This is a genomic window from Streptomyces sp. NPDC015345 (assembly GCF_043078805.1).
GTDB lineage: Bacteria > Actinomycetota > Actinomycetes > Streptomycetales > Streptomycetaceae > Streptomyces.
In genome coordinates, this window is the sequence record NZ_JBIBTX010000003.1 from 353954 (window position 1) to 367936 (window position 13983).

Here is a 13983-nt window from a genome sequence, read left to right on the forward strand (position 1 = left end):
GGGCGGGGGGGGGGGGGGGGGGGGGGGGGGGGGGGGGGGGGGGGGCCCCCGCGGGGGGGTGGGGGGGGCGGGGGGGGGGGGGGCGGGGGGGGGGGCCCCCCCCCCCCACCAAAAGGGGTGAACGGTCGTAACTTTCCCGCGCCAGTGGCGTTCCGTTGCGCTACGGCGTCCCGAGCCCCCTCTTCCGCTACGGAGAGTCAGACCACGGAGAGTCAGACCACGGCCGGCTCCCCGCGCGCCGTCCGCCGCCGCGCGGCCGCCTCCGGATCGAGCGACGGCACCGCCGCCAGCAGTTGCCGCGTGTACGGGTCCCGCGGCGAGCCGTAGACCTCGTCCACGCTTCCGTACTCGACGATCCGCCCCCGTCTCATCACCGCGACCCGGTCGCTGACCTGGCGTACGACCGCCAGATCGTGCGCGATGAAGACGAGCGCGAGGCCCAGCTCCCGCTGCAACTCGGCGAGGAGGGCGACCACTTGGGCCTGTGTCGTCACGTCGAGCGCGGACACAGGTTCGTCGCACACGATGATCCGCGGCTCGGCGGCCAGCGCACGGGCGATGCCGACGCGCTGCCGCTGTCCGCCGCTGAACTCGTGCGGATAGCGGTCGTAGTGCGCCGGTTCGAGCCCCACGCGCTCCAGGAGCTCGCGCGCACGCCCCCGTACGAAGGTGTCGCCCTCGCCCCGCGCGCGCAGCGGGTCGGCGATGGACTCGCCGATGGAGCGCCGCGGGTTGAGGGAGGAGACGGGGTCCTGGAAGACCATCTGCACCTTCGGGTCCACCCGGCCGCCGGGCCGCTCGGCGCCCTCGTGCAGCAACCGTCCCGCGCTCGGCTCCAGCAGGCCCACGAGCATGCGCCCCAGTGTGGTCTTGCCGCTGCCGCTCTCGCCCACGACGCCGAGGGTCTCCCCGCGCCGGACGCCCAGCGAGACGTCGTCGACGGCGGTGACGGCGCGCTTTCCGCGCCCGAACTCCCGTCGCAGCCCGACGGCTTCGAGCACGAACTCGCCCTCGCCCTCGCCCCCGCCCACATCCCTGGATGGCGCCAGAAGCGGCGCGTCGACCCTCGGCACGGCGCCCAGGAGCTCGCGCGTGTACGCCTCCCTGGGCGTCGCCAGGACGTCCCGCACCGCGCCCCGCTCCACCGCGCGCCCGCCCCGCATGACCAGGACCTCGTCGGCGCTCTCCGCCGCGACGCCCACGTCATGGGTGACCAGGAGCAGCCCCATGCCGGTCTCGTCCCGCAGCGTGCGCAGCAGGTCGAGGATCTGGGCCTGGACGGTGACGTCGAGCGCGGTGGTCGGCTCGTCGGCGATCAGGAGCGCGGGTTCGCACGCCAGGGCCATGGCGATGAGCGTGCGCTGACGCATGCCGCCGCTGAACTCGTGCGGGCGCGAGCGCGAGCGGCGTGCGGCGTCGGGAATGCCGACCCGGCCGAGCACGTCCACGGCACGCGCGCGTGCCGCGCGCCGGGACGCCCCGGTGTGCACGCGGTACACCTCGGCGATCTGGTCGCCCACGGCGTAGTACGGATCGAGGGAGGAGAGCGGGTCCTGGAAGACCATCGCGGCCTTCCCGCCGCGCAGCCGCCGCAGCTCGGTCTCGGACGCCTCTTGTACGTCGATGCCGTCGACCCGCACGGCACCGGCGACGCGCGCCCCCGTGCCCCGGTGGAGCCCGAGGAGCGCCGACGCCACGGTCGACTTGCCGGACCCCGACTCGCCGACGAGAGCGAGGGCGCCGCCCGCCTCCAGGGCGAAGGAGAGCCCGTCGACCGCACGTACCCCGGAGGCGAACTCCACGCTCAGATCACGCACTTCGACGAGACTCACGACAGCACCACCCTCCGGTCGGCCACCGCGTACAGCACGTCCGCGACGGCGTTGGCGAACACCACGAAGAAGCCCGTGACCAGGACCATCCCGACCACCACCGGCAGGTCGACGGCCTTGACCGCGTGCACGAGCTCACGCCCGATCCCGGGGAGGCCGAACAGCGTCTCGGTGAGCACGGCACCGCCGAACATCGATCCGACGTCGTTGGCGGTCAGCGCGATGACCGGCGCCACGGCGCCCCGCAGCGCGTGCCTGCCGATGATCGACCGCTCCCCCACGCCGTACGCGCGAAAGGTCCGCACATGGTCCTCGGCAAGGGTCTCCAGCATCGAGGAGCGGGTCAGCCGCGCGTACTTGGCGGCCTCGATCAGCGCGAGCGAGAGCCAGGGCAGCAGCAGATTCCACGCCCACTGCGTCGGGTCGTCGCCGAGGGCCACGTACTGCGGGAACGGCAGCCACTGGAGCCGGCCGCAGACGAGGATCATCAGCAGCAGGCCGATCACGAAGACCGGCGTGGCGGTGCCCGCGAGGGTGAGGGCGGTCAGGACGCGCTCGCTGACCCGGCCGCGCCGCCAGGCGGAGAGCACGCCGGTGCCCACGCCGAGGATCAGCCACATCACCATCGCGCCGAGCGCCAGTGACGCCGTGACCGGCAGCTTCGTCACGATCAGCGCGGTGACCTGCTGGTCGCTCTGGTACGAGATGCCGAGGCAGGGCGCGCCGCAGTGCTCGGTGCCCGTGCCGGTCGAGTAGTCGTGGCCGACGAAGAGGCCCTGGAGGAACTCCCAGTAGCGGACGTACAGCGGGTCGTCGAGGCGCAGCTGCTCGGCGACCTGCTGGACCTGGGCGGGTGAGCAGCGCGGGCCGCAGGTGATCTGGGCGACGTCGCCGGGGGCGGCGTAGAACACCCCGTAGATGATCACGGAGAGGGCGAGGAGGGTGACGAGGGCGCCGGTGAGGCGCCGCAGCAGGAAGCCGGCAGGCCGCGTGAGCGCCGTCATGAGTGGGCCTCCCGCGCGCGCCCGCTCTCGCTCCCGGTGCCGATCCGCAGCCGGGAGGCGGCCCGCGGGTCGAGCGCCGTGCGCACCCCGTCGCCGAGGACGGTGAGCGCGAGCACGGTCACGAACAGCGCGCCCGCCGGGTAGAGCAGGTACTGCGGCGCCGCCTGGTACCAGACGTCAGCGGAGGTGAGCATCTGCCCCCACGAGGCGGTCGGCGGCTTCACGCCGACGCCGAGGAAGGAGAGCGCGGCCTCGACCGTGATGTTCGCGGGGACCAGCAGCGCGGCGTACGTGATGACGGGCGCGGCGAGCGCGGGCAGTAGCTCGCGTCGGGCGATCCGCACGGAACCCCAACCGCTGAGCCGCGCCGCGGCGACATGGTCGAGTTCCTTGAGCGTGACCGTCTGCGCGCGGACGATCTTGGCCAGGTAGCCCCAGGCGACGAGCCCGATGACCAGGGCCACGAGCACCGGCCGCGGGAACCCGCTCGGCACGACCGCCATCAGCGCGAGCGCCAGGACCATCAGCGGCAGGGCCACGATGGCGTCGGTGGCGCGGCTGAGCACCTGGTCCACCCAGCGGTTGCCGAACCCGGCCGCGATGCCGACGGCCACCCCGATGAACACCTGGACGACGGTCGCCGCGAGCGCGACGCCGAGCGAGACCCGCGCCCCGTACACGAGGCGCGCGAACAGGTCGCGCCCCGTCTGCGGTTCGACGCCGAGCCAGTGCTCGCCGCTGATCCCGCCGAACGGCCCGACCGGCACGCCGCCGCGCGCCGAGTCGATCAGTTCGGGGTGGTACGTGGTGGGGTCCTGCCCCTCCAGGGCCGTGAGCAGCGGCGCGGCGAGCGCCACGAGGGCGAGCAGCGCGACGACGCCCGCCGCGACGAGGACGGCGGGCTGCCGGCGCAGCCGCCGCCAGAAAGGCGTCACGACGACTTCACCGCGACCTGGGAGACGTCGAGGACACCGGTCCAGTCACTGATGACGATGTTCCGGACGTCCTTGCCGTACAGCCGCTTGTAGACCGGGTGGAAGAGCGGCACGGTCAGCGCCTTCTCGCCGATCTTCTTGTCGAGTGCGCCCCAGCGCTTCGCGGCGGCGTCGAGATCCGTCAGCTTGTTGATCTCGTCGATCTCGTCGTTGACGGAACGGTCGTCCAGGAAGCCGGTGTTGAAGTTGGCGCCGTCCTTCACGATCTGCCGCCCGTCGAAGATCGGGGCGAGGAAGGGGCCGCCGGAGGGCCAGTCGGCGCCCCAGTGGGAGAGGAAGAGGCCGGGCTCGTCCTGGGCGCTGTGGATCTTGTCGGAGTAGTCGTTCTCCTCCAGGCCCGCCAGCTTGACGGTGATGCCGGCCTTCTTCAGGGCGTCCTGGATCGCGGTCGCGATCTCGGGGCTCGTCTCGAAGTCCTTGGCGTTGGAGTGTGTGAGCGTGATGGTCAGCCCGTCCTCGTGACCGGCCTTCTTCAGCAGCTCCTTCGCCTTCTTGGGGTTGCCGTTCGGGCCCGCCGGGAAGTGGTCGTACTTCGTGTACCCGAAGGATTTCTGGTTCGGCAGGTAGGTGGTGGCGGGCTCGGCGAGCGAGGAGCCGCCCGCGGCGTTGACCACCGAGGAGCGGTCCACGGCGTACGAGATGGCCTGCCGCACCCTGGGATCGTCGAAGGGCTTCACCTTCGGGTTGAAGGCGAGGTAGTTCGTGTACCCGAAGTGGCCGGTGCCGACGTGCGAGGCCAGTTCCTTGTCGCCGGTGACCTTGGCGAGCTCGGCGGGGCCGAGGTTGGTGTCGGTGGTGACGGCGGCGGCGTCCGCGCCCTGGCTCGCGGAGAGCCGCTGGTTGATGACGGACGAGTCGAGGCCGGAGCGTACGTCGATGACGTCCGGGTAGGCCTTCCGCTCCGGGTCGGTCTTCGCCGACCAGTGGGGGTTGCGCTCCAGGCGCAGCCGCTCGCCGTCGTTCTCGTTCCTGACGACCTTGTAAGGCCCGGACGAGACCGGGTGCTCCTCGTACTTCGTGCCCTTGTCCTTGCTCTTGGGGACAGGGGCGAACTGCGTCTGGGTGGCCAGGAAGGGGAACTCGCCCTCGGGCTTGTTCAGATGGAAGACGATGGTGCGCTCGTCCGGCGTCTCGATGGACTCGAGCCCCTTGCCGCTCTTGTCCTTGTAGGGGCCCTGGTACGTGTCCCCGCCGATCAGCCAGTCCCCCAAGTAGGGTGCCCCACCGCTGAGTTCGGCGGCGAAGGAACGCTCGATGCCGTACTTCACATCCGCCGAGGTGATCGGCGAACCGTCCTCGTACTTGAGTCCCCTCTTCAGGGTGTACGTCCACACCGTGGCGTTCTTGCTCGGCTTGCCCAGGTCGGTGGCGAGGTCCGGCACGACCTCGGCGCCCTTGGCACCGTCCTCGCGGTTGCGGGTGGTCAGCGTGCGGAAGACGAGGCTCGGCACGTTGCCGCCGCCGGAGGTGTAGAGCCGCGCGGGGTCGAAGTCGGTCTGCGGGTCGCGGTTGAGGACGGTGAGCGTGCCGCCCTTCGCCGGCTCGCCGTCACCGCCGCTCCCGGCGCCGCCGCCCTTCGGACCCGCGCAGGCGGCGACGCCCGAGGCCAGGACCAGGCTGACGGATGCCGCTGCCACGCGGCGGGCTGTGACGGACGCTTGACGCATCGGGGAGAACCTCTCGGGGAACACCGCGGAAAACGCGGCGGATCAGCGGAAATGGAGCAGAGCTGACCCCGGGGAGGGTGCGGGGAGAAAAACGGCACAGAGCTGTGGGACGGAACCAGCACAACGGAGCCGTGGAAAGAGCGACGCACTCGCCGGGGCGGGCGTCAGCAACAGTGGATGTCGGCCACGCAGAGCGCGGTCACGCCGAGCAGCGCCAGCTCGATGGCGGCGCTCGAAGGGGCGTGACGGTTCGACATGCGCAGAAATATGAACGAACTTCCGACGGATGTCAAAGCGACTCCCTCGCCGGACGCCGGCTCCGGACCCGTCGGCCGCGGCTCAACCCTCGGGGTACGCCCAGGGGTTGGCCTTGCACTTGATCCCGTCGTGATTCAGGAACTTGGTCTGCTGCTGCATGACCGGCGCGAGGCCGCCGTCCTCCGTGCAGTCCGTGTGATTGAAGCCGAGCCGGTGCCCGACCTCGTGATTGATCAGCATCTGGCGGTACGGGAAAATGGCGCTGCCGTACTTCTTCTTGACGGCGTCGCCGTAGGTCTTGGCGCCCTGCGCCCACCGGAAGGCATTGATCATTACGCGTTCCGTCGCCGCGGAATCGCACGAGACATTGTCCTGGGTCGTGTCGAGACCGGATTTCGCGCACCATTCCGCGGTCGTCCCGGGGCTCGCGAGCGTGATGACGAAATGGGGTTCTCCCGACGAGATCCGCTGGAAGGCGCGGCCCCCGTCATGGGCCCAACTGCGGTCGTCGTTCAGGGTTTTGTGCACGGCCTGCGCGAAGAGCGCGCCGTCCAGACCGAGCCCCTTCTCGACATCGACGCGATAGCGGTAGAGCTGCCCCTTTCCGGGCGCCTTGTCGAATCCGGGAACCACCTCGAAGTCACCGGAGCCCTTGAGGTCGGCGTCCAGCGGGTATTTCTTGCCCATCTTCTGCTCGTACGTCACCGGGGCCGCTTCCGGACCCTTGACGGGCTCCTTGGGCGGCGGCCGTTCGTCGGAGCGCGAGGCGGGATCCTCGGTGTCGCGCGCGCCACCGCCGGGGGCGGCCTGGGGGCGGACATCGGAGTCGTCGGCGCCGTCGGCGACCTGGCCCGCCACGACGATCGCGAGCACGGTGGTCACGGCGGCGGCCGCGATGCCGGTGAAGACGCGGGCCCGCCCGCCCCTCCTGGCACCGGCGGAGCCGCGGCCACCGTCGCTGTCACTGCTGCCGTCACTGGGGCCGGCGTCGGCGGAGAAGTCTTCGGCCCCACCGTCGGCCCGGTGCGCGGGGCTCTCGGTCCATTCGGTGACGGAGGCGTACGGGTCGTGGGGCGGCGGTGGCGCGCCCTGCCCCGCCCCCTCCGGGGCACCCTCGGGAAAGGCGGCCACGTAGTCCTGGCGGGGCCCTTGCCGCCCGCGCCGGGCACGCGACGGTCGCGGCAATCCGCTCTGCCCGGCCCCGGCACTCGGCCCCGCGCCGCCACCGGAGGCATCGCCCCAGCCGCCGCCGGGCTCCCGCTGCTCCGGATGCCCACCGCGGACTTCCGGAGCCCCGGGGGAAAGCGGGGACTGCGGGGGCGCCTCATGCGCGGGCGTGCCGTGCGCGGGCGGCGCCCCGTCACCCCCGGGCGCCCGCCTGCGACGACCCGTCCCCGGGCCGGGCTGCGCGCCGGACCGCGGGCGGGCACCGGCGTCGGCGTCGGCGCCCTGTGCCTGCGGAGTACCCGTGGTGCTCTTGTTGTCGGGTGTGGCTGCCGGGCCGCGGCGGCTGTGTCGTCCCACGCGTCGCCTCAGCTCCCCGAACCCGTACGGGCGTCACAGGGGCCTGCCTCGGCCCCAGGGGAACGAACCCCCCGAGCACCCCCCGCCCCGCTCGACTCCCCCGCGTCCAGGAGCAGTTCACGGAAAGCGGTGGCCACGCTCCGCGGATCTTCCATCATCGCCACGTGCCCCACCTCGGTCAGCGTGAGCAGCCGCGAGTCACGGAACGCCGCGGCCGCCTTGCGTGCCATGCGGTACGAGACGAGGAGGTCCCGCGCGCCGTACACCAGCAGGGTGGGCGCGAGCACCCGCTCGGCCTGCCGCCACAGCCCGTGCTGGCCGCCCAGCGTGTACGCGTCCACGACCCCGCGCGCCGAGCGTGCCATCGCGTCCCAGAAGTAGGGGAGCTGAAGCCGGCGCTCCATCTCGCGGACAGCCGCGCTGAAACCTTCCGGCGTGACCTTGGCCGGATCGCCGTAACAGAGCCCCATGACTCCGCGGACCCGCTGCTCGGCGGTCCAGTCCCTGGTGAGCCGCGTGAAAAGCCCGGCGACTCCGGGCACCGCGAGCAGCCCGGTCGGCACCGCCGTGCGCTGCACGCGCAGCTCGGGCAGCGCGGGCGAGACCAGCGTCAGCGTGCGTACGAGATCGGGCCGCACCGCGGCGACGCGCGTGGTGATGGCGCCGCCCAGCGAGTTGCCGACGAGGTGGACGGGGCCACGGGCGCGGGCGTCGAGGTAGCGGATGACCGCGCGGGCGTGCCCGGTGATCGAGTAGTTCCCGTCGTCCGGCGGCGGGGAGTCACCGAACCCCGGCAGGTCGATGGCCTCGCAGTCGACGACGTCCTCGACCAGTGGCATCAGGGCCGACCAGTTCTGCGAGGAGCCGCCGAGTCCGTGCACGAAAAGGGCGGGCGGGAGCCCGGGGCGGACCGGGGGCCGTGAGCGCACGGTCAGGGTGAGCCCCGGCAGGCCGACCGAGCCGAGCCGCTCACCCTCCGCGACCGCGACGGCACCGGGCTTGGGCGCGGCGGTGGCGGCCAGCAGATTCGGCAGCTCGGTCGAAGACATGCGGCAATGTTACGAGACGATCACGCGCTGACTCACGTGTTCGCCGTCACAGGTCGCGCACGGATCGCGTAGCGCCACATCCGGGCGTCTCCTACGCTCATAGAAAGCGGGCGAAGAGGGCACTCGCATTCACGAAGGGCCGCCAGTACCGCAAGGGAAGAGAGAGCCACACATGAGTGTCGACCCGACCGACCCCGAGACCTTCGAGCCGGAAGACGACGCGAGCACAGCCGAGGCGGATCTGGAGACCCCGGAGGCGGACGCCGCCGAGCAGCAGGCCGATCTCGCCCCGAGCAGGGACGACTCACTGAAGGACGCCGACCCGAACGCCGCCAATGTGGCGGACCTCGCCGAACAGGCCCGCGTGGTCGATCTCGACGAGGACGACTACCGCTGAGCCGTCCCCCAAGAACGGCGGCCGACACGGCCTGACCGTGTTTGCCCCGCTACGCACCGCCGCGAAGCCCTTCTGCGGCGGTCCAGTCCGTGAAATTCTGCGCCCGCACCGCACACATCACTGTTACCGAAAAGTACGATGGCGGCGCGGCGCTCACCGCACATCGGACGATTTGGGAGGCGGCGTGACAGCCATCGAGCAGACAGAGGCGGCACGCCCGCGGGGCACTCGCCTGCCGCGTCGTGCCCGGCGCAATCAACTTCTCGGCGCGGCCCAGGAAGTTTTCGTCGCACAGGGTTACCACGCGGCCGCGATGGACGACATCGCCGAGCGCGCCGGGGTCAGCAAGCCGGTGCTCTACCAGCACTTCCCCGGCAAGCTCGACCTCTATCTGGCCCTGCTCGACCAGCACTGCGAGTCGCTGCTCCAGTCGGTGCGCACGGCCCTGGCGTCCACCACGGACAACAAGCTGCGCGTCGCGGCGACGATGGACGCCTACTTCGCGTACGTCGAGAACGAGGGCGGCGCCTTCCGGCTGGTCTTCGAGTCGGACCTGACGAACGAGGCCGCGGTCCGCGAGCGCGTGGACCGCGTCACCCTCCAGTGCGCGGAGGCGATCTGCGAGGTCATCGCCGAGGACACCGGCCTGCCGCGCGACGAGGCGATGCTCCTGGCCGTGGGCCTCGGCGGATACTCGCAGGTGGTCGCCCGGTACTGGCTGGCCAGCGGCAGCACGGTCCCGCGCGACAAGGCGGTGGAACTGCTCACCTCGCTCGCCTGGCGCGGCATCGCGGGCTTCCCGCTGCACGGCACCGAGGGCCACTGACGCCGCACCCCGGCTGCCGCCTCTTTGTTCCCGCTCCGTGTTCGCTACCGGCGTGCACGGCAGCGGCCGTCCACATCCCCTCACCGGGCTAATGTGTGCTGGGTACGGCGCGGACGGCCGCGCACAGACTGACCGTCGGAGGGACAAAGCCGTGGAGGTCAAGATCGGCGTGCAGTACGCGCCCCGCGAGATCGTGCTGGAGAGCGGCCAGAGCGCCGAGGAAATCGAGCACGCGGTGTCCGAGGCGCTGACCGGCAAGTCGCCGCTGCTGAGCCTCGTGGACGACCACGGCCGCAAGGTCCTGGTTCCGGCCGACCGCCTCGCGTACGTGGAGCTCGGCGAGCCCACCGCGCGCAAGGTGGGCTTCAGCGCCCTGTAGGACGCGCATACGAGTACGAGTACGGCCCGGCGGTTCTCTCGACCGCCGGGCCGTACTCATGCGTTGCCGTGCGCGCGTGTTGCCGTACACGGTGGCAGTGGAGCCCTCCGGATCATGGAGGGTTGCGTTCCGGCCGCCAGGGGTAGACCGGCTACGACCGATTTGCACCTGGCCGCGAAGGAGGGCACCACCGTGATTCTGGAAGCACTCGGCTCCACCTTGCTGGGCCTCGCGCTGGCCTGGGCCGCGGCCCACCGGCTGGCGCACCGGCTGCCCGCGCGCAGCCTGGTCCTGTCGACGGGCCCCGCCGGCGCCCTCATCGGCGCCTTCATCACCCACATGGCACTCGGCCCCGGCCACGCCCCCGCGGTCATGCTGGGAGCGGTGGCCGTCTCTGCGGCCCTGCTGTCCCTGCTGCTCCGCCCGACCCGAGCCGGAATGCACCGCTCAGCGACGGCGTGACGGGGGCGCGCAGGGGTGCCTGCAAGGGGCGCGGGGAACTGCGCGCTCAGCCCACGACCACCCGCGCCCGACAACGGTCTCAGGCGGCAAGCCCCAACGCAGCCATCCGCTTGGTGTGCGCCTCGGTGATCCGAGAGAACATCCGCCCGACCTCGGCCAGGTCGAACCCGTCCGCGACTCCGCCCACCAGCATGGTGGAGAGCGCGTCCCGGTCCGCGACCACCCGCTGCGACTGCGAGAGCGCCTCGCCCATCAGCCGCCGCGCCCACAGGGCGAGCCGTCCGCCGACCCGCGGGTCCGCCTCGATCGCGGCGCGCACCTTCTCCACGGCGAAGCTGGCGTGCCCGGTGTCGTCGAGGACGGCGAGGACGAGTTCGCGCGTGTCGGCGTCGAGGCGGGCCGCCACCTCGCGGTAGAAGTCACTGGCGATCGAGTCGCCGACGTACGCCTTGACGAGGCCCTCCAGCCAGTCGGACGGCGCGGTCTGCCGGTGGAAACCGTCGAGCGCCGCCACAAAGGGCTCCATGGCCTCGGTCGGCTCCGCGCCGATCGCCGACAGCCGGTCCCGCAACTGCTCGAAATGGTGGAACTCCGCCGACGCCATCTTCGCCAGCTCCGCCTTGTCGCCGAGGGTCGGCGCCAGCTTCGCGTCCTCCGCGAGCCTCTCGAACGCCGCGAGCTCCCCATAGGCGAGCGCGCCGAGCAGGTCGACGACCGCCGCGCGGTAGTGGGGCTCGGCAGAAGCTTTCGCCCAGTCCTGGGCGGCGACTCCGGTGGGTTCGGCGGGCGACTCGGGGGCGGATTCGGCGGGGGTGTCAGGCGTCTCCATGAAGCGCACAATAGCCCGCCTGCCGTAAGCCGTAAGGTCCTGGTCAGTCACTGTGACGACGACCATGTGACGAATTCGCCGGACACGCATGCGAGATTCCGGGGTACAGTGGTAATGCGCCTGCCGAATATTCGACGGGCCGTACGAATGAGGATGCCCGGTCGGTGGCCCGATCGGCTCCGACCCGACAGCCCTCCGGGCGGTACGCGCAGATGCGTACGGCACGAGGAGGGAACCTCAGCGGTAAGAGCGCTCGAGCGCAGGCAGTGGTCCCGCGCCCCCGGCCAGCCCCCCAAGCAGCCGGCGGTAGTGGCACGGTCACGACCCCCAGCGTTCGCCTCACGCCGCGTCTCACAGAAGAGGCATAGCCCTGACTACGACTTTCCGAGAGCTCGGGATTCTTCCCGAGACGGCCGAGGCACTTGAAGCCGTCGGCATCATCAATCCCTTCCCCATCCAGGAGATGACCCTCCCCGTCGCCCTTTCGGGCAAGGACGTCATCGGCCAGGCCAAGACCGGCACCGGCAAGACGCTCGGCTTTGGTCTCCCGCTCCTGGAGCGGGTGATCGTCCCCGCCGACGTCGAGGCGGGCCGCGCCGAGCCCGAGCAGCTGACCGAGGCGCCGCAGGCCCTCATCGTGGTCCCCACCCGCGAGCTCTGCCAGCAGGTGACGAACGACCTCCTGACCGCCGGCAAGGCGCGTAACGTCCGCGTCCTCGCCATATACGGCGGCCGTGCCTACGAACCGCAGGTCGAGGCCCTCAAGAAGGGCATCGACATCGTCGTCGGCACCCCGGGGCGCCTGCTGGACCTCGCGGGCCAGCGCAAGCTCGACCTCAAGCACGTCAAGTGCCTCGTCCTCGACGAGGCCGACGAGATGCTCGACCTGGGCTTCCTGCCCGACGTCGAGAAGATCATCAACATGCTGCCGGCCAAGCGCCAGACCATGCTGTTCTCGGCGACCATGCCGGGCGCGGTCATCGGCCTGGCCCGTCGCTACATGTCGCAGCCCACGCACATCCGCGCCACCGCGCCGGACGACGAGGGCCAGACGGTCGCGAACACCGCGCAGTTCGTCTACCGCGCGCACAACATGGACAAGCCGGAGATGATCTCCCGCATCCTGCAGGCCGACGGCCGTGGGCTCGCGATGGTCTTCTGCCGCACCAAGCGCACCGCCGCCGACATCGCCGAGCAGCTGGAGAAGCGCGGTTTCGCCTCCGGCGCCGTCCACGGCGACCTCGGCCAGGGCGCGCGCGAGCAGGCCCTGCGAGCGTTCCGCAACGGCAAGGTGGACGTGCTCGTCTGCACCGACGTCGCCGCCCGCGGCATCGACGTCGAAGGCGTCACGCACGTCATCAACTACCAGTCGCCCGAGGACGAGAAGACGTACCTCCACCGCATCGGCCGCACCGGCCGCGCGGGCGCCAAGGGCATCGCGATCACGCTGGTCGACTGGGACGACATCCCGCGCTGGCAGCTGATCAACAAGGCGCTGGACCTGGGCTTCAACGACCCGGTCGAGACGTACTCCAGCTCCCCGCACCTGTACGAGGAGCTGAACATCCCGGCGGGCACCAAGGGTGTGCTGCCGCGTGCCGAGCGGACCCGTGCGGGTCTGGGCGCGGAGGAGATCGAGGACCTCGGCGAGACCGGCGGGCGCGGCCGTGGCGGCCGCGGCGGCCGTTCACAGGACCGCGACCGTGATCGCGGCCGTGACCGGGATCGTGACCGTGACCGGGATCGTTCCGGTTCCGCTTCGGGTCCCGGCTCCGCGTCGGCCGATCAGGAGCGCCCCGCGCGTACGCCGCGACGCCGTCGCCGTACGCGTGCCGGGTCCCCCCTGGACACCACGGCCCCGGCGTCGGCGGCCACGGCCACCGCTCCGGTGGTCGAGGAGTCCGCTCCGGCAGCCGCCGAGCCGACGGAGCCGCGCACCCCGCGCCGCCGCCGCCGGACGCGCGGTGGCGCCGCCGCCGAAGCGGTGACCGCCGCCGAGCCGACGGTCACGGAGCCGAAGGCCCCCGTCGCCGAGCCCGCTGAGGCGCCGGTCGCGGAGAAGCCGAGGCGCCGCACGCGCAAGGCCGCCGAGCCCGTCGCCGAAGCCGAGGTCAAGGTCGACGCCGAGGCCCCGGTCGCGGAGAAGCCGAGGCGCCGTACGCGCAAGGCTGCCGAGCCCGTCGCCGAAGCTGCCGCGCCGGCCGTGGCAGCGGAGCCCGTGGTCGACGCCGAGGCGCCGGTGGCGGAGAAGCCGAAGCGTCGGACACGTAAGGCCGCCGAGGCCGAAGCCCCGGTCGCGGAGAAGCCGAAGCGCCGTACCCGTAAGGCCGCGGAGCCCGTGGCAGACGCCGAAGCTCCGGCTGCCGAGAAGCCGAAGCGCCGCACGCGCAAGGCCGCCGAACCGGTGACCGAAGCCGCCGCCGAAGCTCCGGCCGAGGAGAAGCCCAAGCGCCGCACCCGCAAGGCCGCCGAACCGGTCGTCGAGGCTGAGATCCCCGCGCAGTCGACGGAGGAGCCGAAGCCGAAGCGCCGTACGCGCAAGGCCGCCGCCGCGCCGGTCGCGGACGTGGCCGAGGCGCCTGTCGCGGCCCCGCGCCGTCGCACGCGCAAGAAGGCGGAGCCCGCGCAGGCCACGGAGAGCTGAGCCTCCGCCGTTCTCGCACCACCGAAGGCCCGCCCCGAACCAGGGGCGGGCCTTCGCGCGTATCCGAGCAGCCGGCCGCCCGGCCACCTGGCCGCGAAGCAGAACAGGGCGACGCCC

13 protein-coding genes are annotated in these 13983 nt (G+C 72.0%); 5 read left to right on the forward strand and 8 right to left on the reverse strand.

Annotated elements, in window-relative coordinates:
• Positions 1-212: 212 nt before the first annotated feature.
• From ACF062_RS13870 to ACF062_RS13900, 7 genes are all read right to left on the reverse strand, one after another.
• Positions 213-1832: a dipeptide ABC transporter ATP-binding protein gene (locus ACF062_RS13870; RefSeq protein WP_392137967.1), complete on the reverse strand. Its 1620-nt coding sequence runs from the start codon at positions 1830-1832 to the stop codon at positions 213-215.
• Complete coding sequence (locus ACF062_RS13875) at positions 1829-2836, reverse strand: ABC transporter permease (protein ID WP_392137969.1); 1008 nt, start codon at positions 2834-2836, stop codon at positions 1829-1831. Before ACF062_RS13875 ends, ACF062_RS13870 begins: the two co-directional genes overlap by 4 nt.
• A complete protein-coding gene (locus ACF062_RS13880; RefSeq protein ID WP_392137971.1) occupies positions 2833-3771 on the reverse strand; it encodes an ABC transporter permease in 939 nt (312 codons plus the stop codon). Before ACF062_RS13880 ends, ACF062_RS13875 begins: the two co-directional genes overlap by 4 nt.
• Positions 3768-5498: an ABC transporter substrate-binding protein gene (locus tag ACF062_RS13885; protein WP_392137973.1), complete on the reverse strand. Its 1731-nt coding sequence runs from the start codon at positions 5496-5498 to the stop codon at positions 3768-3770. The genes ACF062_RS13880 and ACF062_RS13885 overlap by 4 nt, the downstream gene beginning before the upstream one ends.
• A 164-nt stretch (positions 5499-5662) precedes the next feature.
• Entirely contained in the window at positions 5663-5755 is a 93-nt protein-coding gene (locus tag ACF062_RS13890) for an Ms4533A family Cys-rich leader peptide (protein ID WP_317850838.1), read from the reverse strand.
• 82 nt (positions 5756-5837) lie between these two features.
• On the reverse strand, positions 5838-6887 hold the full coding sequence (locus ACF062_RS13895) for a DUF3152 domain-containing protein (protein ID WP_392137975.1): 1050 nt from the start codon (positions 6885-6887) through the stop codon (positions 5838-5840).
• 401 nt (positions 6888-7288) lie between these two features.
• On the reverse strand, positions 7289-8329 hold the full coding sequence (locus tag ACF062_RS13900) for an alpha/beta fold hydrolase (RefSeq protein ID WP_392137977.1): 1041 nt from the start codon (positions 8327-8329) through the stop codon (positions 7289-7291).
• 172 nt (positions 8330-8501) lie between these two features.
• Here ACF062_RS13900 and ACF062_RS13905 point away from each other — a divergent pair, with 172 nt between their 5' ends.
• The 4 genes from ACF062_RS13905 to ACF062_RS13920 all read left to right on the forward strand — a co-directional run bounded on the left by ACF062_RS13905 (position 8502) and on the right by ACF062_RS13920 (position 10393).
• On the forward strand, positions 8502-8726 hold the full coding sequence (locus ACF062_RS13905) for a hypothetical protein (protein WP_223776623.1): 225 nt from the start codon (positions 8502-8504) through the stop codon (positions 8724-8726).
• A 184-nt stretch (positions 8727-8910) separates the two neighbouring features.
• Complete coding sequence (locus ACF062_RS13910; protein WP_205040194.1) at positions 8911-9552, forward strand: TetR/AcrR family transcriptional regulator; 642 nt, start codon at positions 8911-8913, stop codon at positions 9550-9552.
• Positions 9553-9703: 151 nt separating this feature from the next.
• The gene (locus tag ACF062_RS13915) at positions 9704-9931 is read left to right on the forward strand and encodes a DUF3107 domain-containing protein (RefSeq protein WP_194138286.1); all 228 of its coding nucleotides are present in this window, start codon (positions 9704-9706) and stop codon (positions 9929-9931) included.
• 192 nt (positions 9932-10123) lie between these two features.
• Positions 10124-10393 (forward strand): hypothetical protein, encoded by a 270-nt coding sequence (locus tag ACF062_RS13920; protein ID WP_223776622.1) that lies wholly within the window; start codon positions 10124-10126, stop codon positions 10391-10393.
• A 79-nt stretch (positions 10394-10472) separates the two neighbouring features.
• Here ACF062_RS13920 and ACF062_RS13925 read toward each other — a convergent pair whose 3' ends face one another.
• Positions 10473-11231, reverse strand: a complete 759-nt coding sequence (locus ACF062_RS13925; protein ID WP_223776621.1) for a ferritin-like fold-containing protein — start codon at positions 11229-11231, stop codon at positions 10473-10475.
• 454 nt (positions 11232-11685) lie between these two features.
• On the opposite strand from ACF062_RS13925, the gene ACF062_RS13930 reads away from it, so the two are divergent.
• Entirely contained in the window at positions 11686-13866 is a 2181-nt protein-coding gene (locus ACF062_RS13930; RefSeq protein ID WP_392137980.1) for a DEAD/DEAH box helicase, read from the forward strand.
• Positions 13867-13983: the final 117 nt, after the last annotated feature.